23 protein-coding genes are annotated in these 25,881 nt (G+C 33.4%); 4 read left to right on the top strand and 19 right to left on the bottom strand.

The annotated features are described in order from the left end of the window. Nucleotides 1-2: 2 nt before the first annotated feature. The 3 genes from dapA to lysA are packed head-to-tail and all read right to left on the bottom strand — an operon-like array spanning nucleotide 3 to nucleotide 2,978. The gene (gene dapA, locus DESAMIL20_RS09595) at nucleotides 3-884 is read right to left on the bottom strand and encodes a 4-hydroxy-tetrahydrodipicolinate synthase (protein WP_086034631.1); all 882 of its coding nucleotides are present in this window, start codon (nucleotides 882-884) and stop codon (nucleotides 3-5) included. 16 nt (nucleotides 885-900) lie between these two features. Continuing rightward, a complete protein-coding gene (gene dapF, locus DESAMIL20_RS09590; RefSeq protein WP_086034630.1) occupies nucleotides 901-1,743 on the bottom strand; it encodes a diaminopimelate epimerase in 843 nt (280 codons plus the stop codon). Continuing rightward, nucleotides 1,743-2,978, bottom strand: coding sequence for a diaminopimelate decarboxylase (lysA, locus tag DESAMIL20_RS09585; RefSeq protein ID WP_086034629.1), 1,236 nt, complete (start codon nucleotides 2,976-2,978; stop codon nucleotides 1,743-1,745). The genes dapF and lysA overlap by 1 nt, the downstream gene beginning before the upstream one ends. Before the next feature lie 120 nt (nucleotides 2,979-3,098). Here lysA and DESAMIL20_RS09580 point away from each other — a divergent pair, with 120 nt between their 5' ends. From DESAMIL20_RS09580 to DESAMIL20_RS09565, 4 genes are all read left to right on the top strand, one after another. After that, the gene (locus tag DESAMIL20_RS09580; protein WP_143340272.1) at nucleotides 3,099-4,115 is read left to right on the top strand and encodes a glycosyltransferase family 4 protein; all 1,017 of its coding nucleotides are present in this window, start codon (nucleotides 3,099-3,101) and stop codon (nucleotides 4,113-4,115) included. 61 nt (nucleotides 4,116-4,176) lie between these two features. Beyond that, on the top strand, nucleotides 4,177-5,133 hold the full coding sequence (locus DESAMIL20_RS09575) for a radical SAM/SPASM domain-containing protein (protein WP_086034627.1): 957 nt from the start codon (nucleotides 4,177-4,179) through the stop codon (nucleotides 5,131-5,133). 25 nt (nucleotides 5,134-5,158) lie between these two features. Further along, nucleotides 5,159-6,301, top strand: a complete 1,143-nt coding sequence (locus DESAMIL20_RS09570; RefSeq protein ID WP_086034626.1) for a glycosyltransferase family 4 protein — start codon at nucleotides 5,159-5,161, stop codon at nucleotides 6,299-6,301. Further along, a complete protein-coding gene (locus tag DESAMIL20_RS09565) occupies nucleotides 6,301-7,296 on the top strand; it encodes a glycosyltransferase family 9 protein (protein WP_086034625.1) in 996 nt (331 codons plus the stop codon). Before DESAMIL20_RS09570 ends, DESAMIL20_RS09565 begins: the two co-directional genes overlap by 1 nt. Here DESAMIL20_RS09565 and tsaD read toward each other — a convergent pair. The 16 genes from tsaD to dnaA all read right to left on the bottom strand — a co-directional run bounded on the left by tsaD (nucleotide 7,288) and on the right by dnaA (nucleotide 25,879). Further along, a complete protein-coding gene (gene tsaD, locus DESAMIL20_RS09560; RefSeq protein ID WP_086034624.1) occupies nucleotides 7,288-8,298 on the bottom strand; it encodes a tRNA (adenosine(37)-N6)-threonylcarbamoyltransferase complex transferase subunit TsaD in 1,011 nt (336 codons plus the stop codon). The two genes, DESAMIL20_RS09565 and tsaD, sit on opposite strands and share 9 nt — an antisense overlap. Next, entirely contained in the window at nucleotides 8,289-9,041 is a 753-nt protein-coding gene (locus DESAMIL20_RS09555; RefSeq protein ID WP_086034623.1) for a divergent polysaccharide deacetylase family protein, read from the bottom strand. The genes tsaD and DESAMIL20_RS09555 overlap by 10 nt, the downstream gene beginning before the upstream one ends. Then, nucleotides 9,026-10,297, bottom strand: coding sequence for a S41 family peptidase (locus tag DESAMIL20_RS09550; RefSeq protein WP_086034622.1), 1,272 nt, complete (start codon nucleotides 10,295-10,297; stop codon nucleotides 9,026-9,028). The genes DESAMIL20_RS09555 and DESAMIL20_RS09550 overlap by 16 nt, the downstream gene beginning before the upstream one ends. Before the next feature lie 4 nt (nucleotides 10,298-10,301). Beyond that, on the bottom strand, nucleotides 10,302-11,600 hold the full coding sequence (locus DESAMIL20_RS09545; RefSeq protein ID WP_086034621.1) for a murein hydrolase activator EnvC family protein: 1,299 nt from the start codon (nucleotides 11,598-11,600) through the stop codon (nucleotides 10,302-10,304). After that, nucleotides 11,587-12,423, bottom strand: coding sequence for a cell division protein FtsX (locus tag DESAMIL20_RS09540; RefSeq protein ID WP_086034620.1), 837 nt, complete (start codon nucleotides 12,421-12,423; stop codon nucleotides 11,587-11,589). The genes DESAMIL20_RS09545 and DESAMIL20_RS09540 overlap by 14 nt, the downstream gene beginning before the upstream one ends. Further along, nucleotides 12,420-13,046, bottom strand: a complete 627-nt coding sequence (locus DESAMIL20_RS09535; RefSeq protein WP_086034619.1) for an ATP-binding cassette domain-containing protein — start codon at nucleotides 13,044-13,046, stop codon at nucleotides 12,420-12,422. Before DESAMIL20_RS09535 ends, DESAMIL20_RS09540 begins: the two co-directional genes overlap by 4 nt. Beyond that, nucleotides 13,039-13,965, bottom strand: a complete 927-nt coding sequence (locus tag DESAMIL20_RS09530; protein ID WP_086034618.1) for a transketolase family protein — start codon at nucleotides 13,963-13,965, stop codon at nucleotides 13,039-13,041. The genes DESAMIL20_RS09535 and DESAMIL20_RS09530 overlap by 8 nt, the downstream gene beginning before the upstream one ends. Before the next feature lies 1 nt (nucleotide 13,966). Next, entirely contained in the window at nucleotides 13,967-14,785 is an 819-nt protein-coding gene (locus DESAMIL20_RS09525; RefSeq protein ID WP_086034617.1) for a transketolase, read from the bottom strand. Beyond that, on the bottom strand, nucleotides 14,782-15,627 hold the full coding sequence (locus DESAMIL20_RS09520) for a uroporphyrinogen-III synthase (protein WP_086034616.1): 846 nt from the start codon (nucleotides 15,625-15,627) through the stop codon (nucleotides 14,782-14,784). The genes DESAMIL20_RS09525 and DESAMIL20_RS09520 overlap by 4 nt, the downstream gene beginning before the upstream one ends. Further along, complete coding sequence (gene hemC / locus DESAMIL20_RS09515; RefSeq protein WP_086034615.1) at nucleotides 15,588-16,454, bottom strand: hydroxymethylbilane synthase; 867 nt, start codon at nucleotides 16,452-16,454, stop codon at nucleotides 15,588-15,590. Before hemC ends, DESAMIL20_RS09520 begins: the two co-directional genes overlap by 40 nt. Next, nucleotides 16,441-17,748 (bottom strand): glutamyl-tRNA reductase, encoded by a 1,308-nt coding sequence (hemA, locus tag DESAMIL20_RS09510; RefSeq protein WP_086034614.1) that lies wholly within the window; start codon nucleotides 17,746-17,748, stop codon nucleotides 16,441-16,443. The genes hemC and hemA overlap by 14 nt, the downstream gene beginning before the upstream one ends. Next, the gene (locus tag DESAMIL20_RS09505; RefSeq protein WP_086034613.1) at nucleotides 17,749-18,696 is read right to left on the bottom strand and encodes a polyprenyl synthetase family protein; all 948 of its coding nucleotides are present in this window, start codon (nucleotides 18,694-18,696) and stop codon (nucleotides 17,749-17,751) included. Further along, nucleotides 18,665-21,088 carry a DNA gyrase subunit A gene (gene gyrA / locus DESAMIL20_RS09500; protein WP_086034612.1) on the bottom strand — a complete coding sequence of 808 codons (2,424 nt, stop codon included), beginning with the start codon at nucleotides 21,086-21,088 and terminating at the stop codon, nucleotides 18,665-18,667. Before gyrA ends, DESAMIL20_RS09505 begins: the two co-directional genes overlap by 32 nt. A gap of 1 nt (nucleotide 21,089) precedes the next feature. Next, a complete protein-coding gene (gene gyrB, locus DESAMIL20_RS09495) occupies nucleotides 21,090-23,423 on the bottom strand; it encodes a DNA topoisomerase (ATP-hydrolyzing) subunit B (RefSeq protein WP_086034611.1) in 2,334 nt (777 codons plus the stop codon). Then, the gene (locus tag DESAMIL20_RS09490; protein WP_086034610.1) at nucleotides 23,420-24,403 is read right to left on the bottom strand and encodes an AAA family ATPase; all 984 of its coding nucleotides are present in this window, start codon (nucleotides 24,401-24,403) and stop codon (nucleotides 23,420-23,422) included. The genes gyrB and DESAMIL20_RS09490 overlap by 4 nt, the downstream gene beginning before the upstream one ends. Before the next feature lie 222 nt (nucleotides 24,404-24,625). Next, on the bottom strand, nucleotides 24,626-25,879 hold the full coding sequence (dnaA, locus tag DESAMIL20_RS09485; RefSeq protein WP_086034609.1) for a chromosomal replication initiator protein DnaA: 1,254 nt from the start codon (nucleotides 25,877-25,879) through the stop codon (nucleotides 24,626-24,628). Between the last annotated feature and the right edge of the window lie 2 nt (nucleotides 25,880-25,881).

Raw genomic sequence — 25,881 nt, 5'->3', positions numbered from 1 at the left:
TCCTAGCCCAAAAATTCGTATTCTTTTAGCATAGTTTTTAGTTTTTCTTTGTTTGTGTTTGATATTTTACACAAAGGTAGTCTAAATTCTTCTTCTACAAGGCCCATAAGAGCAACAGCAGTTTTTACCGGTATAGGGTTTGTTTCTATAAACATCATCTGGTGAAGTGGGTACATTTTGTGGTGGAGTGCTTTTGCTTTTTTTAAGTCCCCTGCTACAAAAGCATCGTACTGCTCACTAATCATTGCAGGTGCCACATTTGAGGTAACAGAAATAATACCCTGTCCGCCTATAGAAAGCATAGGCAGTGTTAAAAAGTCATCACCACTTACAACGCTAAAACCTTCTTTTGCTTTCTCAATAATCTCTGATACCTGGTTTAGCGAACCGCTCGCTTCTTTTATGCCAATAATATTATCAATTTCGCTAAGCCTTGCCACTGCATCTGGCAGTATATTAACTGAAGTTCTACCCGGTACATTGTAAATTACAACGCCTACATCTACAGCATCTGCTATAGCTTTGTAGTGCTGGTACAAGCCTTCTTGGGTTGGTTTGTTGTAATAAGGCGTTACAGACAAAATTGCATCAGCACCCAGACTTTGGGCTAATTTTGCCATCTCAATCACTTTCTTTGTATTATTACTGCCAGCGCCAGCAAGCACACCTACTTGCCCTTTGCACTCTTCAACACATGTTCCAACAACTTTTTCGTATTCATTAAAGTCTAATGTTACAGCTTCACCTGTTGTGCCACATGGTACTATACAGTCAATACCATTTTCAATTTGTCTTTTAATTAAATTCCTAAAAGATACGTCATCAAACTTCCCATTCTTAAACGGTGTAACAATAGCCGTCATAGCGCCTTTTAGCTCAAACATACACAACCCCCTTTATTTAATAATCCCAAGCTTCGTCAATCATAGTACCTACAAAACTCAACATACTATCACCTTCTAAAAACACAATATCTATGGGTTCATGACTTTGCGCATTGTTAATTTGAAAATATACCTTTAACATTTTCCCAGAGCGCGTTTGCACTTCAATGGGTGTTTGTATATCCCTTACAAGACCACTAATTAAACCTGATGCGGTTGCGCCTGTGCCGCAAGCTAGTGTTTCTGCTTCTACACCACGCTCATATGTGCGAATGGCAATTGTATTGTTGTCTAAAACATTTACAAAATCAACATTCGCCCCAGCTGGGGCAAAAACATCGTGGTAGCGGTATTTAGCACCAAGCCCTGCTACATCAACGCTCCCTAAATCATCAACAAATATTACAAGATGCGGCACACCAGTATTGATAAAATACATAGTTTGGTTATCTAAATTAATAGTTTTGTAATCTGTAGGCTTGGTAAGCTGGACTTTTACAGTATTTATACCAACAATTTCACCGTATATCTTGCCAGCGCCTGTCAAAAATGTAGTCTTTGTATCGCTTATTATGCCTTTTAGATAAGCAAACCTTACAGCACACCTTGATCCGTTGCCACACATTGGAGCTTGTGAGCCATCACTGTTAAAAAAACGCCAGGCAAAATCGCACCCCGGTTCGTCTGTATTTTCTATTAAAATTACGCCATCTGCGCCTATCGATAGACCTCTTTTACAAATGTTTTTAACAAAGTCTTCTATTTTTAAACCAATATTTTCTACAATTTTTTCTCTATTATCAATTAAAATAAAATCATTACCCGATCCGTTCATTTTAAAAAATTCGATTTTACGCATTATATAGCTTCCCCTCTAATTAAATCTTCGAATGTTTCTCTTGATCTTACCACTTTTACCGTATCTTTGTCAACTAAAACTTCCGCTGGCCTACAGCGTGAATTATAATTGCTTGCCATAGTAAAACCGTATGCTCCACTGCTAAATATACTAACCAAATCGTTTCTTTCAAGATTGTCGATTTCTCTTGATTTAGCAAAAAAATCGCCACTTTCGCAAACTGGGCCTACAATATCTGCCTGCACTTTAGCGACATTTTTTTTCACTACAGGTTCAATCTTATGATAAGCATCATATAGGCTGGGCCTTATAAGGTCATTCATAGCCCCATCTACAATATAGAAGTTTTTACCTTCGTTCTGCTTTCTATACAATACTTTTGTTACAAAAATACCACCATTTGCCACCAAAAACCTGCCTGGTTCTAAAACGATCAGACTATCTGGAAAATCCTTAAACGCCTGATTGATAAAATTTGAATACTGATCTAAATCTGGTTCCTGCTCGTTTTCGTACACCACACCTAATCCACCGCCTATATCTATAATATCCAATTTTATACCCAAAGAAAGTAACTCTTTCATAATGTTTGCTACTTTTAGCTGTGCTTCAAAAAATGGAGATACATCGGTTAGCTGACTGCCAATGTGAAATTGAATGCCTTTTATTCGCACATGTTTCATTTGATTTGCTAGTTTGTAAGCATCTATAATTTGTGTGTAAGATATACCAAACTTATTTTTCTTTAAGCCCGTTGATATGTAAGGGTGGGTTTTTGGGTCAACATTGGGGTTTACCCTGAAAGAAATTTGTGCAATTTTTCCCAAACTTGACGCTACATTCTCGATTTCTTCTAATTCTTCAAAAGACTCAACATTAAACATCAGTATATTATTTTCAATTGCGTATTTTATTTCTTCTTGCGTTTTTCCAACGCCGCTAAATACAATTTTTGTTGTATCAATACCAGCTTTTTTTGCTCTAAAAATCTCACCAGCAGATACTACATCAGCGCCTGCGCCAAGCTTTGCAAATGTATTTATAACAGCTAAATTGCTGTTTGCTTTTAGTGCAAAGCAGATTAAATGCTTTCGTGTGATTTTTTGATCGAGTTTTTTATATTGATTTTCAAAGTGATTCTTGCTGTAAATATAAATCGGTGTTTTATACTCTAATGCAATATCTGAAACTTTTACATCTTCTACATAAAGCTCATTATTTTTATAAAAAAACATCAAAACCCCCTTTGTAATAAAACCTACAAAGTTTATTTTAATTAATAATTACTTAATTTGCAAGCAAAATTTATAACGGCAGGCTTGACAAAGTGCACGCAAAGTCTTATCCTAGCTAAAATGAAAATTCTTCACTTAGATACACAAAAAGGTTTTCGTGGTGGTGAGCAGCAGTTAATATACCTTGCGCTTGGCTTAAGAGAGCTTGGTGTAGACTCTATCATAGCTTGCAGCGATGAGCTATACAAAAAAGCGCAAGCATTGGGCTTTGGGGCTATAGATTCAAAAAACTTTTACAAACTCCAAAGCACAGCTAGAAAGTGTGATGTTCTGCACGCTCATGCATCAAAAGCCCACACTTTGGGTGTTATCTTGAAACTGCTCACAAAAAAGCCGCTTGTTTACACAAGAAGGGTAGATTACAAGCAAAAAAAGGCTTCAAAAATAAAATACATGCTAACTGATAAAGTTGTGAGTGTTTGTAATGCAGTTAAACAGGTTCTGTATGCAAATTATCGAATAAACTCAGAAGTTATCTATAGCTCTGTAGACTTTAGTCTGCTTAACCAAGTTGATCCTCAAAAAGTAGAAAGTATTAAAAAACAGTATGGATATCCGATAATTGGCAATATAGGGGCGCTTACCGAACAAAAAGACCACAAAAACTTAATTGATGCAGCGAGCCTGCTTGATAAGAGATATACTTTTTTAATATTGGGTGAAGGGGAGCTAAAAGACGAATTAGAAAATTACGCAAAACAAAAAGGTGTTGATAATGTAGTATTTTTAGGCTTTAAGCAAGACATACAAAACTACTTAGCTGCATTTGATTTGTTTGCAATTTCATCTCAAAACGAAGGCATATGCTCAAGTATACTGCAGGCTTTTATGTTTAAAGTACCAACTGTCACTACAGATGCAGGTGGTATTGTGGAGCTTATTGGCAACAACCAAAGAGGTTTAATTGTACCAACAAAAGATGCAAAAAGTCTTGCTCTTGCAATAGAAAAAATGCTTTCAGATAAAGAACTTTCAAGAAAACTAGTTAGCCAAGCCTATGAGTTTGCAAAAGACTTTAGCTACAAAACAATGTCCCAAAAATATTTGTATATGTACAAAAGTCTTTTAAAAGCTTAAATGAAGATTTACATTTTTAAATACTTAGTGTAAGATTTGATTAGTTGTGGGAGAGTGAAAGTTGTCGATAGAAAGTTTACAATTGCCTGAGTCTTACTTTAAAAGTATAGAATTTACAATGCAGGTAGGCTGTGGCGTAGGCTGTAGTTTTTGTCCACAGAGTATATTTGTAAAAAATTACAAATCAGATATTAAGCGCTTTACATTAGAAAACTTTAAAAAAGCCCTAAATAACATTGAAGGCTCTTCGATTAAAGAAATAAAGTTTAGTGGTTTTAGCGAGCCTTTAGAAAATAGCCAAATATATGAGTTTATCATTGAAGCGTACAAAAAAAACTTTCACGTAGAATTAATCACAACGCTAAAAAATTTTTCAAAAGAAGGATTCGAAAAAATTAAAGATTTGCCCATAAAATGCCATATAAGCATCCAGCCCCCAAACGCAAATAACAGAAAAGGTCTAAGCGACAGCGAAGCTTGGGGTAATATAGAGCAGCTATTATTTCTAAAGCCTAAGTGCAATTTAATTTTTGGCTGTCTGGACACTAATCTTACAATAGAAAACAAAAATAATATAAAAAAATTAGCAGACAAGCTTAATATCACGGTAAAATACGAAAAATACACAACAAGGGCAGGCTATATGGGCTCTAATCATCTTGCAAGTACTCATAAAAAACTCTTATGCAAGCATAACATGGGACCAGTAGCGCTGCCAAATGGTGATCTAGCTTTGTGTTGTATGGATTTTGGCCTAAAACATACAATTGGCAATATCTTTGAGCAGCGCTATATAGATATATTAAATGGCGATAAACTTTTAAATATTTTAAAAATCATGCTGGGGCAAAAAGAAGGCGATATTTTATGCCAAACCTGCGAGTATGCAAAGCCAATACCAAATTTTATAAGCGTACGCTATTATTCTAGCGCACGAGGAGTTTTTAGAAACATAAGAGATAGTTTGGTACCAAAAAACAGCATTATGAGGAAAAAACTCGATAAACTATTTAAATGAGTTATAAATAATTTTGAGGTTGTTTGTGAACAATACATTCAGTGTAGCAATATCAAACAGAAATGTTTTGGGTAAAAATGGCGCTTCGCGAATACTGCTAGAGCAAGCCCAAAATTTTTCATCAAAAGGGGCTCGGGTTTATTTATATGTGTCTCGTATAAATAAAGCATTGGTTAGCAAAAATATTACAATAAAGCGTTTTTTTTCTCTCAATCCAATAAAGAAAACGAGACGCGAACAATTTGCACATAAGTTTAAAGATTTCTGTAATAGATCTAATATCGATTTGTCCATTGGAAACGGTGATACTGTATATCAACAGGTCCTTTTTATGCACAATCTAATTGAATTAGAAAATAAATTTGTGCCAAAAATGCAAGATTTAAGCAGTAATTATGCTTTTTTAATACATGATAAAATTCTCAAAGAGAAAAATTTTAAGCTATTGGTGTGTAACTCGCTTTTAATGAAAAATTTTATACAACAAAAATATTGTGTCTTAGACGAAGACTCCATCGTGCTATATCCTGGCTATGATCCAAAAAAATTCAACACTATAAATAAGCCAGATGCCAAAAACGTCTTTATAAAAAAGTATAACCTCAAAAAAAACTTCATAGTGGGTTTTGTAACTTCTGGAAACCTAAAAAAAAGAGGCATTGATATTTTTTTTGAAACCCTAACACATATGCAAAAACGGTTGCTTGATGACATCTCCTTTATCGTGGTTGGCAAAGAAAAAAACTTTAAAAGCTATTTTGCTAACTATCCACAACTATATAGCTATATAAACTTCATCGAACCCATAGACGATGTAGAAAATATATTCAAATCTTTAGATGTTCTTATCCATCCAGCTTTGATAGAAGAATTTGGTATGGTTGTACTAGAATCTATGGCATGCGGTGTTCCTGTGATAACATCTAAAAGGGTTGGGGCGTCTGAAATCTTTGAGAATAACTTATCTGATTTGATTATAAACGAACCAAATCCATTAGAGTTTTCAAAAAAGTTAACAGAAATAATTACAAACACTCAAAAACGTATAAATTGTTCTCTAGCCGCGAGTAACATTGCAACAAAATACACATGGAATAGTTATTTTGCAAAGCTTTTCGAAATTTATGCTTTCAAACAATTAATACCAAAAAGCTTTATACAAACCTAATGAAGATATTAATAATTCAACTTAGGCAATTAGGCGATGTTTTGCTAACAGCCACACTCGCAAGAGCTATCAAAGAAAACATTCAAAAGTCAAAAGTAGACTTTTTAACATCTAACCCTGCTAAAGAAATTTTGACATTAAATCCATTCATTGACGAAATATTTACTATGCAAAAAGATCTGTTTAGTGAATTTTCTGTAATCAAAAATATACGAGCAAATTCATACGATGCAGTTATAGACGTTCAAAGAACTGCAACAACCAAAAGGATAACTTTTCTTAGCTCAGCTAGCAAGAAAATTGCATTTAAAGGCAAAGATAATTTTTACTATAATAATGTTTTGATTCACGAAAATCATAGCTATACTGTTGATGACAGGCTAACACTGTTAAAACCATTGGGTATAACAATTGATGATGGTATATATTTGCCCGAGCTCTACTACGATAAAAATACTGATAATAAAATAGAAAATTTATTACAAAATCTAAACCTAAAAAATAATTTTTTTGTCGTAATGCCAACAGCAAGAAAAAAGATAAAAAGCTGGCCTTTGGATTATTTTATTCAATTAATCGATAAAGTATATTATGAATTAGGATATATACCTCTTGTTGTTGTGGCGCCAAACGAAGGCTTGGTCCTCAAAGAGATTAAAGTTCACGCGAAGGCAAAATTCTTTAGTTTTAGCAATTTAAGTATAAAAGAACTGGCTTGTCTAATTAAAAAATCACAATTTTTTATTGGTAATGATTCATTTGGCGGTCATGTTGCCGTAAGCCAAAAGAAAAAAGCTTTTATTCTTGTAGGTTTTAGCTCTGGTTGGTTTCCCAAACACAAGAACACTATACTAACAACAGCAAAACTTGATTGTCAACCGTGCAATAATTGGAAAAAATGCCCCTATGAACTTAATAATGGCTATCTTAAGTGTTTTTTTTCACTTAAACCCACCGATGTATTTAACATTATAAAATCACAATTATTAGTTTAAATGTTCTTCTAAACTCAGTGATGGATTTGCATCAATAGAGTCTAGATCAAATGTAGCTAAATCTAATTTAAACTGAGCAGCTTTTGCAATCATTAGTGCGTTGTCTGTACAAAGGCTCAAGGGAGGTAAAAAAAGCTCAAAACCAATATCTTTAGATAACAAACTCATGTGCTCTCTAAGCAGCGAGTTTGCACTAACACCGCCTGCCAAAACAAGCCTGTTTATACTGTATTTTTTTAGAGCCATGAGTGTTTTTTCGCACAAAATTTCTACGCAAGAGCGTTGAAAAGAAGCTGCTAGATCACAAACAAAAGTTTTTGACAATTCACCAGATTTTTCAACAAGGTTTTTGACATGTGTTTTAACACCACTAAAGCTAAAGTTAATCGTATTTTTTTTTGATAGGCCTTTTGGAACTTTAAAACTATAGGGATTACCACTTTTTGACAATTTGTCAATAATAGGACCACCAGGATATTCTAGGTTAAGCAGTCTTGCAACCTTATCAAACGCTTCGCCTACCGCATCATCAAGCGTTTTTCCAAGCAGCTTGTACTTGTCAATGCTTTCTACCAGATACAAATGCGTATGTGCACCAGAAACAATCAACACAATAAATGGAAAGTCTACATTCTTTTCTATGAAGTTTGCAAAAATATGGCCTTCTATGTGGTTTATCGGTATCAATGGCAGACCATACCTATACGCCAAGCCTTTTGCAAAACTCACACCAATAAGTAGAGACGGCAGCAAACCAGGTCCAATTGTAGCTGCAATATGTGTTACATCTTTTATGCTACATTGGGCTTCTTTGAGAGCCTTTCTTGCAACTTCATCAATATTTTCAAAATGCGTTCTTGCTGCCATCTCAGGCATTATACCGCCAAAAGGCTTGTGTATAAAATTTTGGGAGATAACTACGCTTGACTCCTCGTTTTCGCCCAAAACGGCTGCTGAAGTATCATCACAGGAAGTATCAAATGCCAAAATAACTACTGACATTGTCTTAAATTTTCCTTGATATCCCTAAGGTAGGGTTTTAGTTTACCCTTTAAGTGAATAATTGCCTCATAGTCAACGATATTGTCGTGGCCAATAAGTATGACATTTTTGCCTTGTTTTGCGAGTTTAATCGCAGTCATTAGGTTTTGCTTAACGTAATTAAAGCGCTTTTTGTTATCAATAAACATATCGCGTACAGCATAATCAACATGATGCTTGCAGGCTAGCTTATAACCCACGCTGTTGGCGCACGTTAGGCTATCTACAAAAAATAGGTTGTGTTGTTTTAAAAATTCCATAGTATCGCTCATTTTCTTTTCACTTTGTAAAAATCTTGAACCCATATGGTTATTAAAACCTGTGGCACAAGGCACGCTTTTCAAGGCTTTGTTTAACTTATTCAAAATTTCTTCTTTAGAGTCAGATACTTTAAGCAAAAGCGCATAATCATTTAATCTTTTATTGAGAGATTCACTAGGCATATGCAGCATAACAGTGTAGCCTTTTTTGCAAAAATCATTTGACATATAGTCAAAGGGTGTGCCTGGTATAAATGAAAAAGCTATTGGTAAGTCTATTTCCAAAAATTTTTGCATCACATAATGGTCATAGCCCATATCATCAATAATGATTGAGATACTACCCTTTGTGCCAGCAAAACAGAAGCTGTTAAAAAATAAAACGCTTAGGAAAAGCGCTACAAAGCAGCTCTTCCTAAGCAGATTGATTATTTTTTGGGCCATTCTGCAATTTGAGCTTTAATTATGTTAATAGCTGTAAGAAGTTGAAAATCTTGCGTTGTTTGGGGCTCTTGTATAACTTCTTGAGGCTTGGCATAAGATGTTTCGTTGCTTGTTAGGTGGTTAATTAGATTTTCTTCCCTTAAAGCGTATCCAAAGTCTTCTGGTTCAACTTTTGCAGGTTTTACCTCAACGTTTGGCACAATTCCAACAGCCTGTATGCTATGACCATCTGGCGTATAGTATTTGGCCGTTGTAAGTCTTAGAGCATATCCATCTTCAAGCGGTATAATGCTTTGAACACTTCCTTTACCAAAACTCCTTGTGCCTACAATTACAGCTGTTTTGTGGTCCTTCAGACACCCTGCAACAATCTCAGCAGCAGAAGCAGTACCAGAATTTATCAAAACGGCAATTGGCATATGCGGTACTTTTTCATCTTTTGCGTAAAATACCTGGTCGTCACTCTTGTTTCTGCCCTTTATAGAAACGATTACGCCTTTGTTTACAAAAAGATTTGATACGCCAATAGCTTCTGTCAATAAACCACCTGGGTTATCCCTTAAATCAATCACTAAACCTTTTATACCCTTTTTCTCAAGTGAAGTAAACGCGTTGTTCACCGCTTTTATTGTACCTTCTTGAAATTGAATAATCCTTATATAGCCAATGCCGTCTAAATCCTTATAATCAACGCTTTTTATGTGTATAATTTCTCGCTTTACGTTAAAAATTAACGGTTTTTTTTCATTTTTTCTTCCAATTACTAGCCTTACTTGAGTTCCTACTTTGCCTCTTAGTAATTTAACCGCTTCATCTAGGCTCATACCAAGTGTGCTTTTATTATTAATCTGCAGTATAATATCACCTGCTTTAATGCCAGCCTTATAAGCGGGTGTTCCTTCAATTGGCGTTATAACCGTTATAAGACCATCTTTTAGCGTAACTGATGTACCTATACCTCCAAACTCGCCTGTGGTTGAGACTTGTAGGTCTTTGTACTCTTGAGGCGTCATAAAAGCAGAGTGAGGATCAAGCGAGTTTACCATGCCTTTTGTAGCATTGACTATAAGCTCAGAAGGGCTTGCTTTGTCTACATACTGAGATTGAACAATCGCCAATACTTGAGAAAACATCTTCAAATCGTTATATTGATTCGATGTAGCTTCCGTTGGCGTTACGCGAAAACTCAAAATTGCGCATATAATAATAACCAGGCTAACAATAATGCCTATTGCAAATAAAAAGCGGTTTTTCATAAACCTAACCTCCTAAGTATCTTCTATTGATAAAGTTTAATGGGTTTACAGGCACAGAGCCTTTTCTTAGCTCAAAGTGCAAAATATCACCATTTAAATGTCCTATAACTTGACCTTCTCGAACCATTTGGCCTTTTGAAACCCCTACGTTAACATGCGCATATATGCTGTAGTAGCCGTTTAAATGATTAATAATTATCACTCCACCCAAACCTGGAAGGGTTCCTACGTAATCCACCTTACCTTTGGCAATAGCCCTTACTGGAGTACCATTGAGTGCTTTGATGTCTATACCATCGTTTCGTGTTTGCACATTAAACACAGGGTTTGTTTTAACACCGAAATTATCCACAATGACACCTTCTATGGGCGGTCTTAGGCCAGCGTGCAGGTTTTCTAATCGCATACGGCTTTGGGCTTCTTCTTGTTTTTGAAGTTCTTCGGCTTTTTTAAGCTGTTTTTGCTTTAATAGCCTTTCCCTTTCTAGCTCTCTTTGACGTCTTAGCTCTTCTTGTTTTCTAATTTCTTCTTGTATAACCTTGTTTAAAACTACCTGAAGATAATTTCTTTGTCGCTGCAAATTAACAATATCATTAATATAGGCTTGCTTTAATCTAGCTGCCTCTTGAGCTAAAGTGGCGTTTGTTTTTTTCTGCTGAGCATAAGAATTTTTTTGTTCGTTGATCTTTTTTATTAGGCTCATCTGCTGTGCCTTTTTGGCAAGCAATTCCTTTTTTTGCTCATTTAGCAAGACTTGATGCTCCATATAAGATTTTATCCGCCCTTGCAAGTAATGTGCAATTTTTTTATTCATATATTCATAGTATAAGCCTTCGGGAAAGTATTTTTCAACATTGTAAAAGTAATAATAAGCTTTAAGCGACCTGGAGCTTTTGGCTTTTTCTTGATTTAATTTATCCGTTAATTGCTGTATGCTTTTGTTTAAATCTTCAGTCTCAGTGGATAATTTTTCTAAATTTTTTTCGTTTTCGTTGAGTTTTTTCTGTAAAATCAATAACTTGTTATTTAGTTCTTTTAGTGTATTTGTGTAGGCTATGTATTTTCTTTCTGCAAGGTTATAGTGATACTGTTTATTTGAAATAGTTGTATTAATTTGTTTTATTTTGTTTTCAAGTTCCTGTTTTTGGCTTGCGCACCATCCAGTGCTGCTTGAATGTATTATTATTAAAACTACAAATACTATACTTATAAGATTCTTTAAAAAAACCCTTAAAGATACAGGGCACAAAAAACCTTTCTTTTGCGCTTCCCACAACGCTTCCGTTTTGTTATTTTTTTTCATCTTCTATAAAAAACACGAATAAACTCAAAAATGTAATGATAATAAGCGATAAAATAATATTTGCTAGCCCACTTACGCCAAAAGAAAGCAAGATATCGTTTTTATAGTTAGGTACAATATTTACATAATTTATATAAAAAAACATACCAAGTGAACCTATAATGATAACTAATATGCTAGCAAAAATACCTGATAAAAAAGTTTGTTTTAAAAACATCAAGAAAATTCTTGCTCTTTTCACACCAAATAGTTTTAATTTATTGTAACTATCGAGGTTTTTCTCGTATGCAATTTTTAAAAGAAGCGCTAATATAATAATTTCAAGCAATACAAAAACACCAAGTAAAGCATAAGAAAATTCTTTAAAAGCTGAGTAAGTTTGACTGATGTTTGTAAAAAGACCCTTTGGGATGCGTACTTCATCAACCAAATCACTTTTTTTGAGTGTTTTTTCTATAGAATTAATGTTAGATTGATCTGCTGCAAACTTAGGTTTTAAAAAAATCTCCAATGAGTAGGGAAGAGGATTTTCGCTAAGTGAGCGCTTAGGCAAATTTAATTTTGATAAGATATCTGATAAAGCTGCGGATTTATCTATAAACCTTATGCTTTTTATTGGTGTGTATGTTTTTAGCGAGTTTGTATAGTTCATAGCCTGATCTTTTGTAACATTGTCTTTAAAAAATACAAAAACTGGCACATTTGAGCGTCTTGCATCTAGATAATTATTAACAGTGTACAAAATAGATGCCGAAATGCTTATTATAAGTAAAAAAATCAATACAACAAAAGTTATTACAAGCTTAGTAGAATCTTTTCTCATTGCACACCCATATTGCATGTATTAAAAATATCTAATCTATCAATTGATTCTATTGGTGTAAAATTTGTAAAAACAATAGTCATTTTAAAATCTTCGTTTAATTTTTTAAGTATAGGAATTAGCTCTTGAGAATTTTTATAGTAAGAAAATGGCTCATCAAGCAACACAAGCGGGACTCTCAAAGCAAGTATGCGAGCCAAAGCCAATCTATACTTTTCTGAAATTGATAAATTGAATATTTTTGTATTTAACAGATTGCCCAAACCAAACATATCAATAGCTTCTTCTAGATACTGTTTTCTTTTTAGTAATTTTGTAACAAGGCGCAGATAACTTAAAGCGCTCAAATTCTCAATAAGTCCAAAATCGTCAAACACAACACCTATATGGCGTCTAAGCAGCATCAACCTTGAATATCTAATGCGGTTTAGCGATTCTCCAAAAATTTTTACTTCGCCAGATGTTGGCTTCTCCAATCTACAAATGAGTTTTAATAGTGTTGTTTTGCCACATGCAAAACTGCCGCTTACTTGAACAAGTTGACCTTCCCTTATATAAAAATTAACGTCTGAAAAAACGCACCTATCGCTATAAAACTTACTTACATCAACAAACTCAATCATTTTTTAAACTCTTTTTTATAGTACTTATTATGTGTTTTACGCTAAAACCATACTCACAAAACAAATCTGTCGATGTGCCAGATTGGCCAAATTTATCATTAATCCCTAACCTAATAACCTTTTTTGGTAAATTCTCACTCAAAAACTCACTTATGGCACTTCCAAGACCACCAATAATCGAGTGTTCTTCCAAAGTAAAAACCACTTTTGAGTTTTTAGCACACGTATAGATTGTGTCAGCATCTAAAGGCTTGATTGTGCTAACATCCACGACACCCACATTGATATTTTCTTTTTCAAGCTCTAATGAGGCTTTTAAAGCAAGCTCCAATACAACACCACATGCAAATATGCAAGCATCACTACCTTCTTTTAGTATATAGGCTTTGCCTATATCAAAATCATGCGTTGTAAAGTTAAGGGATTTTTCCCTTGAAGTTCGCAAATAAAAAGGACCTTTGTGTTTCTTTAAAGCTAACACTGCTTTGTAGGTTTCATTGTAGTCAGCAGGTACAATTACCTGCATATTGGGTAAACTGCGCATTAAAGATATGTCGCATATTGCCTGGTGAGAGCCACCGTCTTCACCCACGCTTATGCCAGCGTGCGAACCACATAGCACTACATCGAGATTTTGATAACAAATAGACTGCCTTACGCCCTCAAAAGCCCTGCCTGTAATAAAAACAGCAAAACTTGAGGCAAATACCTTAAAACCTTCAAGCGCAAAACCCGCTGCAATATCTACCATGTTGAGCTCAGCTATACCTATATTAAAAAAGCGTTCAGGATAGACTTTTTTAAAGTCAATAGATTTAGTAGATGAGGAAAGATCTGCGTCTAAAACTACGATGTTTTTATCTACGCCAACTTCAACTAGTGCTTTTCCATATGCCTCTCTATTCGCCTTATACTCCATTTTATGCTCCTAACTCTGCAAGTGCTTTACTTAATTCTTCATCTGTTGGTGGCTTGCCATGGTATTCATACTTATTTTCCATAAAGCTAACACCTTTGCCTTTTACTGTATGGGCTATAACTGCAAAAGGCTGTGATTTTTTAGTGCTTTTGAAGTTTTCAAACACATTTAGTAATTGTTCATAATTATGACCATCCACCTCATGCGTTAAAAAACTAAATGCTTCAAATTTTTCTCTAACGGGTTTAACATTCATAACATCACTTACTGCCCCATCAATTTGCAAGCCATTGAAGTCCAAAATAACGCACAGGTTATCTAAATGATAGTGGCTTGCACACATTAGTGCTTCATACACAAGACCCTCTTGCATCTCGCCATCGCCAATCAAGCAGTAAACATTCGAAGTGCTTTTTTTAAGCTTTAGCGCAAGTGCCATACCCACAGCGCTTGATATGCCGTGTCCCAAAGAGCCAGTAGAAGCTTCAATGCCTGCTAATTTTTTTGAGTCTGGGTGGCCTTGCAGGGGGCTTCCCAATTTTCTTAGTGTATACAATAAATCTTTATCAAAAAATCCCTTATAGGCAAGGCAGGTATATAGAGCTGGCGCTGCATGACCTTTTGATAAAACAAACCTATCGCGATTTTCATCATTTGGGTTTTTTGGATCAATATTTAGCACATTACCAAAATACAGAGTATTCAGTATATCGATTGAGCTTAAACTACCGCCAGGATGGCCACTTCTGGCTGCGTTTATAGAAATTAATATTGCCTTTCTAAGTGTTAAAGAAAATTCTTCCAACTCTTTTGCGTTCAATTTAGCTCCTCCAATAATTTAAACATACTCTCAATCGTAAACTCCTGTGGTATTATACAAGAATATCCAAATTTTTCTACTGCTTTTTGTGTTGTGGTACCTATGCATATAATATTTTTTTTCACGCGCTTAAAGTAGTCTTTAAAACCAGCGTTTCTTAAGTACTCAAAGCTCATAGGGCTTGTCAAAAGTGCATAATCAAAATCACATGTATATGTGTAATAATCAATGTCTGTGCTTTTTAAAGTTTGGTAGACTTCTAGTACTATAGCTTTAGGATCGTACAAGCCGTGCTCTTTGGGGCAAACTACAAGCGCTCTTTTTAAATCAAGCTCGCTTGAGCGGTAAATTTGGGGGTGTTCTACACTAAAGCCATAGCTTTTTATGTAATCTGCAGTTTGCTTGCCAACGCTTGAGATTTTTTTGTTGCACAAAAAACTCATACCTGCTTTTTTTACAAAAAAATCAAATGCCCTTTTGCTTGAAAAAAACACATGCTCTACATCAAACTTTGGCAGTTCAAAATCAAGAGGTTTAAACTCAAATACATTGACAGGACATATATCATAGCGATCTTCATACTTTATGGTGTATTTTATCAAATCATCTTTATTTGCACAAAACAACACTTTTGGCTTTGTTTGTAAACAGTTCATGGTAGCACTTATGATGACTTGAGCCTGATTTATTTCTTTTGTTTTGTTGCAAGCTTTTAGCAAAAATTTTCTTGGCACAGTGCTTTCGAAAAACGAAGTCTTTTTAAGGTCTGGAAAAAACTCAAGCGATAAATTACAGTCTATTTCTATATTAACAAAATTTGAGCTTTTGTGTATTCTATACATTCTCTTAGCGCCTGCTTGGGTTTCGCGCGCCTGAAACAGTCAATTTTTTTAAATGTTTTAGGGTCTGCATACATTGTTTTTAAACAAAATTCTCCATTTTCATCAAAATAAGCATAAGCGCCTATTGGGAAGTTACACGACGCATTTAGTGATTTAACAAACTCACGCTCAATATCGACACACAGTTTCGTTGTTTGATCGTTTAAAAAACTTAGCTCATCAAACTCGTCTAAGCGTGTTTGTATACCAATAACGCCTTGTCCTGCAGCGCTTACTATGTCTAAATCAAAGCAATACGCACTGTCATATAAACTTAACCTAAAAAGACCCGATTTAGATACAACTATAGCGTCTACTGTGCCATTTTTTAGCTTTTCTAAGCGCGTATCTAGGTTACCCCTAAAGTCTACAAACACAAAATCGTTTCTTATATACTTTAATTCTACACGTCTTCGCAATGAAGTAGTACCAATAGTGGCCATTAGGGGGAGCTTTTCGATATCTCCTTTAAAACTCACCAAGCAATCATTAGAAAAATCGCGCTTTAAAGTAAATTTGAGCGGTAGCTCATCACTTAGGCTAACACTTAAGTCTTTTACACTATGCACGGCTATGTCTATTGTTTTACTTAAAATGGCTTCTTCTAGTGCGCTTGTAAATAATCCTTTTCCGCCAAAATCATACAGGGGTTTGTCTATCTTATCACCAAGTGTGGTAATACCAACAATCTCGCACAAATAACCCTTTTCCCTTAATAAACTCTCCACATATTGTGCCTGCCACATGGCCAATTTTGATTTTCTTGTACCAATTTTAATTGTTTTCATCGTCTGGGTTTTCAGAAAAAAAGCAGTTTACTGGTTTTTTATCTATACTAACATGGAAAAGACGCCTTATTAGCTCTACATACATATCGCCTTCTGGTTCTTTTATAAATTGCCTGATTTTTGAAGTGGGCTCATGAAGCGTTTTATTCAAGATAGAGTGGGTTAATTTATCAATTGCATCCAGTAGCTCTCCATCAGTTTTGTACTTCTTTTGAAATTTTTTCAATTCAACTTTTCTTATGCGATCCGCATACTGTCTTAGTGTATCGATTGTTTTATTATAATCAAGTGCGTTATTTTCTTCTATGAAGAGGTTTAACTGCTCATCTATAAATTTTTTTGATAGCTCGATACTTGTTTGCTTAGATGAAACACTGTCTTCAAATGTATTCTTTAGATCATCTATATTAAAAAGAGTAACATTTGGGTTTTGTTTAACCAATAAGCTAACAGAAGAAGGCACAGACAAATCCATAATCAATAGTTTTTTGTCTGTATCAATATTTTCTATTATAGGCTTTGGTGTGTAGATGCACGACACAATGATATCTACATTTTTAAATAATTTTTTTAAGTCGTCCAAACTAACTACGGATGAATTAAAGTTTTGCGCAAAGTCAACCGTTTCACTTCTTCTATTTGCAATGTAGGCAATGCGTGAGCCTTTATCAAAAAAATATTTAGCGCTTAAGCGTGCCATATCGCCACTGCCTATAATGAGCACCTTTTTGCCATTTAAACCATAAATTTTATCTGCTGTGTGGCTTGCAAGACTTGCAATAGACAAATGGCCTTTTTGAATATTTGTTTGACTTCGAACTATTTTTGCCACAGTAAAAGCTTTACGCATAATCCTGTTTAATATAGCACCGCTTAGGTTATATACTACTGTTGTGCGGTATGCCTCTTTCAGCTGGCTTAAAATTTGAGTTTCACCAATAACCTGAGAATCTAAACCGCAGGATAATTCGAAGGTATGACGTACAGCATCTATTGATTTTTTGGTATAAATATAATCTTTTACTTGATTTGTTTCATACTTTGCATAGCCTGCTAAATACTTTATTAAAAACTCGCGCGGATCATGTTTTGAAACAGCTGTTATCTCTGTTCTGTTGCATGTTGAAAGTATCATTATTTCTGCAATATCAAATGCTTCTTTTATATCTTTTAAGCGCTCATGAACAAAATCACTTTCAAATACAAACGATTCTCGCACCTTTAAGGGCGCTGTCTTCCAGTTTAAACCAATAAGATATAAATTATCAATACTTAAATCGTAATTTTGTGTCATTTATTTTTCTCTTGATATAGAATAGTCAGCTAGAAAATTTAAAATATCCTTGTATATGCTATCTGGTAAGTGCTTTATATTATCCTTTGCAATAAATGCTTTTTGTTTTGCAATCTCAAAAGCTTTATCTATACCGTTTTCTATACATGAATCTATGCAGTATTGCTTATGATCTTCTCTTTTTGTTTTAAAATATTCAATTAAGTGGTATTCTAAACTAGGATCTTCTCCTAAAGCTAATATCAAGGGCAGCGTAACTTTACCTTCTTGAATATCATTAAAATTATCTTTACCAATATCTGCATTTGAATAATCCATTAAATCATCTTTTATTTGAAATGCTAAACCTAAATTTTTTCCGTAGTGCCTAAAATGCTCAAGCTCATTCTCTGTCTTTGCAAGCAAACATCCGCTTGTACACGCACTTTCAATTAGGCTTGCCGTTTTTTTGTAAATTATATCAAAATACTCATCTTGATTTATTATCTTGGAAAAATTTTCTATTTCGGTTATCTCGCCTAGCGCCAAATTATATGCTGCTTTTGAAATTTCTTTTGCTATATTTGTGTCTATCTCTAATACTTGATTGTAAGCTAAGGAATATAAATAATCCCCACTCATAATTGCAACCCTATTTCCATAAACACTATTTACACTCTCTTTACCTCTTCTTTTTTTTGCCTCATCAATAACATCGTCGTGTAACAGACTTGCTATATGAATGTACTCAACAATGCAAGCGAGATTTTGTAAAATCTCTTCTTGATCAAAACCTAAACTCCTTGCGCTTGCAACAACAAGTATAGGCCTTAAGCGCTTTCCTCCAGATATATGGTCTATTACTTTATTTATTAATGCGCTTTGGCTTTTGATGCCAAGCAAAATTTCGTCTATATTTTGTATAATGTTATGTATATTAGATATCGCAATATTGGTCTTTCGTAACATTTACCTTTACCACTGAATCGTCATTGTCAAGCCCTATAGCTTTAACGCCATGCGCATATCTTGACATTTCTCTAAACTGGTTTGAATCGATTCTAATTAATTTACCAAGTTTTGTCGTAATTAAAATTTCGCTATTCTCCTGCAGTTTTTCTACACAAATAAGCCTATCATTGCCTTTTAATTTAATAATTTTTACACCCTTTGCACCGCGAGACACTTTTCTTATAGTTTTAGCTAAAATTACCTTTGCAATACCGTTTTGTGTAATAAGCACAATTTTTTCATCAGAATTATTTAGATTAAAACCAGACACCACATAATCGCTTTGGGCTAATCTTACACCTCTTATACCATAGGCACCTCTTCCCATTTGACGCACCTGCTCTATATTAAACCTAACAGATTGACCCAAAGATGTACATATCACCACTTCATCTGACTGCGATACATTTGATATTACACATACAAGCTTATCGTCTTTTAGATTGATAATTGTTCTGCCGTTGCTTTTTATGTCAGTAAAATTATCAGAAGCTATCCTTTTAATGATGCCTTTTTCAGTTATAAGAACATAATCATTTCCTGGTTTGTACGCACTTATAGATTTTATTTGTTCAGTGTTTTTTAGGTTTAAAAGGTTTACTATGGCTTTACCTTTTGCATAATTACTTGATTTTGGAATCTCATAAGCCTTCATTGAATATATTCTGCCATTGTTGGAAAACATTAGCACATCATCTAAACTATCAAGCACTAAACAATCCAAAATATAGTCATCTTCTGAAAATGTTGCGGCTATGCGACCTTTACCGCCTCGTGATTGTACATTATAAAATGATAAAGGTATAGACTTTATGTAGCCTTTATGTGAAAAGGTTATTAATAGTCTTTCTTGCTTTATTAAATCCTCTTTGTTTATCTCTTCAAGTTTTGTTACGATTTGGGTTTTTCTTTTATCTAAGTAGTTTTCTCTAATATATTTTAACTCGTTTTTTATAATGGATATTAGCTCATTATAATTGCCTAAAATTTTCTCGTAATTATTGATTTTCTCGAGCACCTCATTGTATTCTTTTTCAAGTTTTTCTATCTCTAGCCCCGTTAAGCGCGATAGCCTCATTTCTAAAATAGCACTTGTTTGTTTATCGCTTAGTTTAAATCGCTCCTTTAATCTCTCTTTGGCAATTTGTGTATTAAGCGATTTTTTAATTATACTTACTACTTCATCGATGTTGCTTACTGCAACTTTTAAGCCCTCAAGTGTATGTATGCGCTCTTTTGCAATATTTAATAAATAAATTGTGCGTCTTTTAATTACCTGCTCACGAAAATCCAAAAATACATTAAAATATTCTTTTAAGGATAAAACCTTAGGTACATTATCAACTAAACACAGATTATTTATACTAAAACTCACCTCTAAATCGCTCATTTTGTAGAGGTTGTTTAAAATCACTTCTGGTTGCTCTGAAGGTTTTATTTCAATCACAATCCTTATACCTTCTTTGTTTGATTCATCTCTTAAATCGCTTATGCCTTCAATTTGCTTGTCTTTTACAAGATGAGCTATATCCTTTACTAGATTTGCTTTATTAACTTGATATGGTATTTCTTCTACAATAATAACGTGTTTATTACCAACTTTTTCAATTTTAGCCAAAGAGCGTATCTTTATTTTTCCTGCACCCTTTTTATATATTTCTTCAAGTGAATCGCACATTATTATAGCGCCTGTTGGAAAATCAGGGCCTTTAATAAACTGCATTAACTCTTCGGCTTGAGCATTCCTTTTACTATCTATGTAATAAAGCAAAGCATCTATAACTTCACCTAAGTTGTGAGGTGCAATATTTGTTGCCATACCGACGGCTATCCCGGATGAGCCATTTATTAAGAGGTTTGGTATCAAAGAAGGCAGCACAGATGGTTCTTTTAAACTTTCATCGTAGTTTGGCTGAAAATCAACCGTATCTTTATCTAAATCTTTTAATAGTTCTTCTGCAATTTTCGATAATCTTACTTCAGTATACCTCATTGCTGCTGGGCTGTCGCCGTCGATTGAGCCAAAGTTGCCTTGTCCATCTATTAGAGGATACCTCATGGTAAACTCCTGACTCATTCTAACCATTGCATCATATACGCTTGTATCACCATGTGGGTGGTATTTACCAATAACATCACCTACAACACGCGCGCTTTTTTTATAAGGCTTATTGTGTAATAAATCCAGTTCACTTGCAGCAAACAGTATCCTTCTGTGTACTGGCTTTAGACCATCTCTTGCATCTGGCAAAGCTCTGCCTACAATAACACTCATAGAGTAGTCAATGTAGGATTTTTTCATTGTATCTATAATATTTGTTTGAATAATTTCTCCAAATAAGTCTTTCATACTACACATCCAGGTTTGCTAATTTTGCATTTTCTTCAATAAATTTTCTTCTTGGCTCTACCTTATCTCCCATTAAAAGCTCAAATATCTCTTTTGTTTGATTAAAGTCATCAATTGTAACAAGATGCATGGTTCGCGTTAGAGGGTTCATTGTAGTTTCCCATAACTGCTGTGGGTTCATCTCGCCTAAACCTTTGTAGCGCTGTATTTCTATGCCTTTTTTTGAAATCTCATCTATGTAATTAAACAGCTTTCTTAAATTATTAAAGACTAGCTTGTTTTTATCGTTGTTTTCTTGCTTTAATTGACTAAAAGCTACTATTGGAAATTTAATTTTTGATTCAAGCTCATAAAGTTCAGATAATTTCGCATAAAGTTTGCTTGAGAATATCGATTTATCTATATAAAACTCCTTTAGCTGCCTATCTTGAATATAAGAGCACTTGATATTTGTATCAAATTCTTCAATTTTTTCTAAATTTAATGCAAGCTTAATATTATTTAGGTATGATACAAGGTTTTGTGCATCTATGTTATTTGTAATTATGTAGTGTAGGAATTTTTCTTGTTTTTCTTCTTGTTCAAATTGCTCAAATATGCTTGATAGGTTTATGAAACGCAAAAGCAAATCTTTTAAATTAAAATCTATATCAAAAGAAATCTTTTTTAATGCTCTATCTATCAAAAAAGACCTTAAATCGTTATCATCTTGAAAGTATTTACTTTTAGAATCGTACTTTACTCTATAAAGCGGAGGTTGAGCAATATATAAAAAACCTTTCTCAATAATAGGGCGCAAAAAATTATAAAAGAACGTTAAGAGCAATGTCTGAATATGGCTACCATCAACATCAGCATCTGTCATAATAATGATCTTGTGGTACCTTATCTCGTTTATATTAAAGTTTTTGTCTATATTGCATCCAATTGCTGCAACAATGCTTTTTATTTCTTCATTTGATAGAATTTTGTGCAAATTTGACTTTTCAGTATTTAGAATTTTGCCTTTAATAGGAAGTATTGCCTGGTACTTTCTGTCTCTTGCTTGTTTTGCGCTGCCTCCAGCTGAATCGCCTTCAACAATAAAAATCTCCGTTTTTTCTGGATCTTTTTCTTGGCAGTCGGCAAGTTTTCCAGGTAAGTTTTTTGTTTCAAAAACCGTTTTTCTACGTACTAACTCACGCGCGCTTTTTGCAGCCTCTCTTGCGTTGTAAGCTAGTGATGCTTTTTCTAAAATAACTTTAGCAACGCTAGGGTGTTCTTCTAGGAAATCGCTTATTTTGTCATACAGTAAACTTTGAAGTTGACCTTTTGTATCTAGGTTTCCTAATTTTGTTTTTGTTTGACCTTCAAATTCTGGGTTTGGTAATCTAATGGAAATTATACCAATTAAGCCTTCTCTACAATCTTCTCCAGTTAGTGTGATATTTTTTAATGTATTATTTTTTTTGGCATAATTATTTATCGCTTTTGTTAGCACAGTTTTAAAAATAGAAAGGTGGGTTCCACCTTCTTGTGTTAATATAGAGTTTGCAAATGACAGAATATTTGATTCATAGTTTTTGGTATATGTAAATGTACATTCAAGTTGCGTATTTTCGTAATTTACACTTATTAAAATAGGATTCTCAAGTAGAGGTTCCTTATTTTTACACAAATGATTAATAAAATCCACGATGCCATTTTGATAATAAAAAGCGCTATGTTTGTTTGTTCTTTCGTCTTCGATATTTATTGTGACATTTTTATTCAAAAAAGCTAGTTCTTGAAGTCTTTTTTCTAATATTTCGTAGTTAAATTCTGTTGTACTAAAAATTAAATCGTCAGGTTTAAATGTAACAATAGTACCGGTGTCACTGCAAGTGCCTATAGTTTTTAAATTATTTATTGCGATGCCTCTTGTAAACTCTTGCTTAAAAATGAAACTTTCTCTGTGAATCTCAATTTTTAAATACGATGATAGGGCATTTACCACGCTTATGCCTACGCCGTGCAAACCGCCTGATACTTTATAGCTTTTGTTATCGAATTTACCACCTGAGTGTAGTGTGGTTAGTACTAGTGTAGCCGCTGGAATATTTTCTTCTTTGTGCATTTCTGTAGGTATTCCCCTACCGTTATCTTTAACTGTAACAGAGCTATCTTTATGTATAATAATATCTATTTTATTACAAAAGCCTGCCATGGCTTCGTCTATGGAATTATCTACTATTTCATATATAAGATGATGAAGACCTTCGTTGGAAGTATTTCCGATGTACATTGCTGGTCTTTTTCTAACACCCTCTAAACCTTTTAATATTTTTATAGATTCTGCTGTATAATTAGCTGTCATATACCCCCACTTAAAGCAATTACGTTTGCGTTTTTTATATTGATATTTTCAAGTGTTGTTATAAATACTTGATTATTTAATAATATAATTTTTTCGATCATTTTTTGTAAGTTTGTGTTAGAGATATCTCCTTCTAAATCGTCGATTAAAATAATAGGTGCTTTGTTTAGATTATTGTAATGTTCAACTAAAGACATTATTAACGAAAATAAAATCATTTTCTTCTCACCTAGTGAAGAATAGCTAAAAATATTGTTTTCGTCAAGAAGTATCTCAATTGAATCTTTGTAAGGTGTAAATATGTTGTGTTTAGTTTGTATTTCAAGGTTAGCAATTTTTTCATCAAAGGACAAAGGTTTATATTGTATTTGTATTTTTTTAGGTATTATGTTTTGATTTTGAAGGTATGAGTTTATTGCTTGGATTGAACTATTTCTTTTTCTCTGTATTGTTTGCATATTTGTAGTTATATTTTTATTTATTATTTTAATTGTGTTGAAATCCTTTTTTTCAAATAGGATATGCTTAAGTTTTAATTGTTTTAGAGTATTTATTATATTTTCTATAATGTTTGGATTTTCTATAAATGAAAATTTATCAATTAGAGATAGTATGTATTTTTTTTCGTTGAAGTTAAAAAAATCTTTTATTGAAAAAATTACAGAAGGAAATATTAATTTAAAATCTTTTAGCGTGTGAGTTTTTGAATTTATCTGCGACTTTTTGTTTTTTCCTAAAGTGACAGTAATATTATATGTAATCTCTTTTTTTATAGTACCTTTTATTATTGATTCGTTATATTTATTCATGTAGTTTTTTTTTATAAAGCTATGTGAATTAAGTAGTATGTAAATAGAATCTAGCAGATTTGTTTTTCCTGATGCGTTAGTTCCTTTTATTATGTTTATTTGCGGACTGAATGTTTTTGTAAAATACTTGTAATTTCTAAAGTTCGATATTGATATACTGTCTAAATACATAGTTTGTCGATAATTTTTGTTCTTCTAAATAATATAATAAATAAACTATAGTAATAATAATAAAGGGTGTTTGTTTGTTTAAAATCTACTTTTCGTTTGTTTTTATAATTAAAAACTATACGTGTGATTGTTGAAAAGTCTGTTAGAAATGTTGAAAAGGCCGCTTTGCTTAATTGCTTAGTAGGGTAAGTTTGATATTTTTTGACAATGTTTGAAAATGTTTTAAACATTTTTTATGTTTTTTTCAATTTTTTCTATAGTTTCTTTAAGTTGAGAAGATTTTTCTATTTCTTTTTCGATTTTTGAACATGAATTGATGATTGTGGCGTGGGATTTCATATTAAATTTGATTTTTATTTCTGATAGTGAGTGCTGCGTCAGCTTTCTTGATAAAAATATAGCTATTTCTCTTGGCAAGATTATATGTTTATCCCTTTTTCCTGATAGCATCGTATCTTTTGTAATATTAAAGTGTTTTGCTACTACTTCTTGTATGTTTTCTACGTTAAGTGTATTTTGTTTTCTTTCTATTACGTCTTGCAATATGGTTTCTACAAACTCTATATTTATAGTTTGTTTAAATAGCGAAGCATAAGCATTGATTTTTACAATTATTCCCTCAATTTCCCTAACGTTAGTTTCAAAATTTTTAGCTAGGAATTCTACTATATCATCCGACAAGCTTAAATTATAATTTTCGGCTTTTTTTCTTATGATTGCCATACGTGTTTCTAATTCCGGAGGTTGTATATCTACGATTAAGCCCCAGTTAAACCGTGACTTCAACCTATCTTCGATTTCTTTAATTTCACTTGGTGGTTTATCTGAAGTCATAACTATTTGTTTTTGGTTTTCATATAAAGCGTTAAATGTGTGAAAAAATTCTTCCTCTGTGCGTTCTTTTTTTGATATAAATTGAATATCGTCTATAAGTAAGCAATCAAGTTCTCTAAACTTATTTCGAAACTGGGTCATTTTTTTGTACTGGATGGAGTTTATAAGCTCGTTTGTGAATTCTTCACTGGATATATATAAAACTTTTTTTTTCTGATTTTTTTCTTTTATATGGTTTCCGATGGCATGTAAGATATGTGTTTTGCCAAGCCCTACGCCACCGTATATAAACAAGGGGTTATAGGCTTTACCCAAGCTTTCCGATACTGCATAGCTTGCTGCGTACGTTAACTGGTTATTGGGTCCAACAACGAAATTAGAAAATTGATACCTTGGGTTTAGGTTTGATTTTAGCTCTTTTTTTATTATAAGTTCAATTTTTGGTATTTTGTCAAATATTTGCTCTATTGTTTCCTTAAATTCTTTACGGTACTTAGTTTTTAACAGTTGGCGCGCTTCTTCATTTGGTATTGTAAGCGATATAAGCTCGCTGTTAAAGCTGTTTGCTTCAACGAGCGATATCGTTTCTATATCGTCAATGTCTAGTTTTTTTTTAAACGAATCTAAAAATAAATCCCACACAA

Origin of the sequence: Desulfurella amilsii (assembly GCF_002119425.1) — a bacterium.
GTDB lineage: Bacteria > Campylobacterota_A > Desulfurellia > Desulfurellales > Desulfurellaceae > Desulfurella > Desulfurella amilsii.
The sequence above is the reverse complement of the archived record's forward strand: the minus strand, read 5'-3'. Positions and strand labels throughout refer to the sequence as shown.

Bases quoted from the DNA above. Each gene is read 5' to 3' on its own strand.
- dapA (WP_086034631.1), bottom strand. From the start codon at position 884: ATGTTTGAGCTAAAAGGCGCTATGACGGCTATTGTTACACCGTTTAAG.
- dapF (WP_086034630.1), bottom strand. From the start codon at position 1,743: ATGCGTAAAATCGAATTTTTTAAAATGAACGGATCGGGTAATGATTTT.
- lysA (WP_086034629.1), bottom strand. From the start codon at position 2,978: ATGTTTTTTTATAAAAATAATGAGCTTTATGTAGAAGATGTAAAAGTT.
- DESAMIL20_RS09580 (WP_143340272.1), top strand. From the start codon at position 3,099: ATGAAAATTCTTCACTTAGATACACAAAAAGGTTTTCGTGGTGGTGAG.
- DESAMIL20_RS09565 (WP_086034625.1), top strand. From the start codon at position 6,301: ATGAAGATATTAATAATTCAACTTAGGCAATTAGGCGATGTTTTGCTA.
- tsaD (WP_086034624.1), bottom strand. From the start codon at position 8,298: ATGTCAGTAGTTATTTTGGCATTTGATACTTCCTGTGATGATACTTCA.
- DESAMIL20_RS09555 (WP_086034623.1), bottom strand. From the start codon at position 9,041: ATGGCCCAAAAAATAATCAATCTGCTTAGGAAGAGCTGCTTTGTAGCG.
- DESAMIL20_RS09550 (WP_086034622.1), bottom strand. From the start codon at position 10,297: ATGAAAAACCGCTTTTTATTTGCAATAGGCATTATTGTTAGCCTGGTT.
- DESAMIL20_RS09545 (WP_086034621.1), bottom strand. From the start codon at position 11,600: ATGAAAAAAAATAACAAAACGGAAGCGTTGTGGGAAGCGCAAAAGAAA.
- DESAMIL20_RS09540 (WP_086034620.1), bottom strand. From the start codon at position 12,423: ATGAGAAAAGATTCTACTAAGCTTGTAATAACTTTTGTTGTATTGATT.
- DESAMIL20_RS09535 (WP_086034619.1), bottom strand. From the start codon at position 13,046: ATGATTGAGTTTGTTGATGTAAGTAAGTTTTATAGCGATAGGTGCGTT.
- DESAMIL20_RS09530 (WP_086034618.1), bottom strand. From the start codon at position 13,965: ATGGAGTATAAGGCGAATAGAGAGGCATATGGAAAAGCACTAGTTGAA.
- DESAMIL20_RS09520 (WP_086034616.1), bottom strand. From the start codon at position 15,627: ATGTATAGAATACACAAAAGCTCAAATTTTGTTAATATAGAAATAGAC.
- hemC (WP_086034615.1), bottom strand. From the start codon at position 16,454: ATGAAAACAATTAAAATTGGTACAAGAAAATCAAAATTGGCCATGTGG.
- hemA (WP_086034614.1), bottom strand. From the start codon at position 17,748: ATGACACAAAATTACGATTTAAGTATTGATAATTTATATCTTATTGGT.
- DESAMIL20_RS09505 (WP_086034613.1), bottom strand. From the start codon at position 18,696: ATGTTACGAAAGACCAATATTGCGATATCTAATATACATAACATTATA.
- gyrA (WP_086034612.1), bottom strand. From the start codon at position 21,088: ATGAAAGACTTATTTGGAGAAATTATTCAAACAAATATTATAGATACA.
- gyrB (WP_086034611.1), bottom strand. From the start codon at position 23,423: ATGACAGCTAATTATACAGCAGAATCTATAAAAATATTAAAAGGTTTA.
- DESAMIL20_RS09490 (WP_086034610.1), bottom strand. From the start codon at position 24,403: ATGTATTTAGACAGTATATCAATATCGAACTTTAGAAATTACAAGTAT.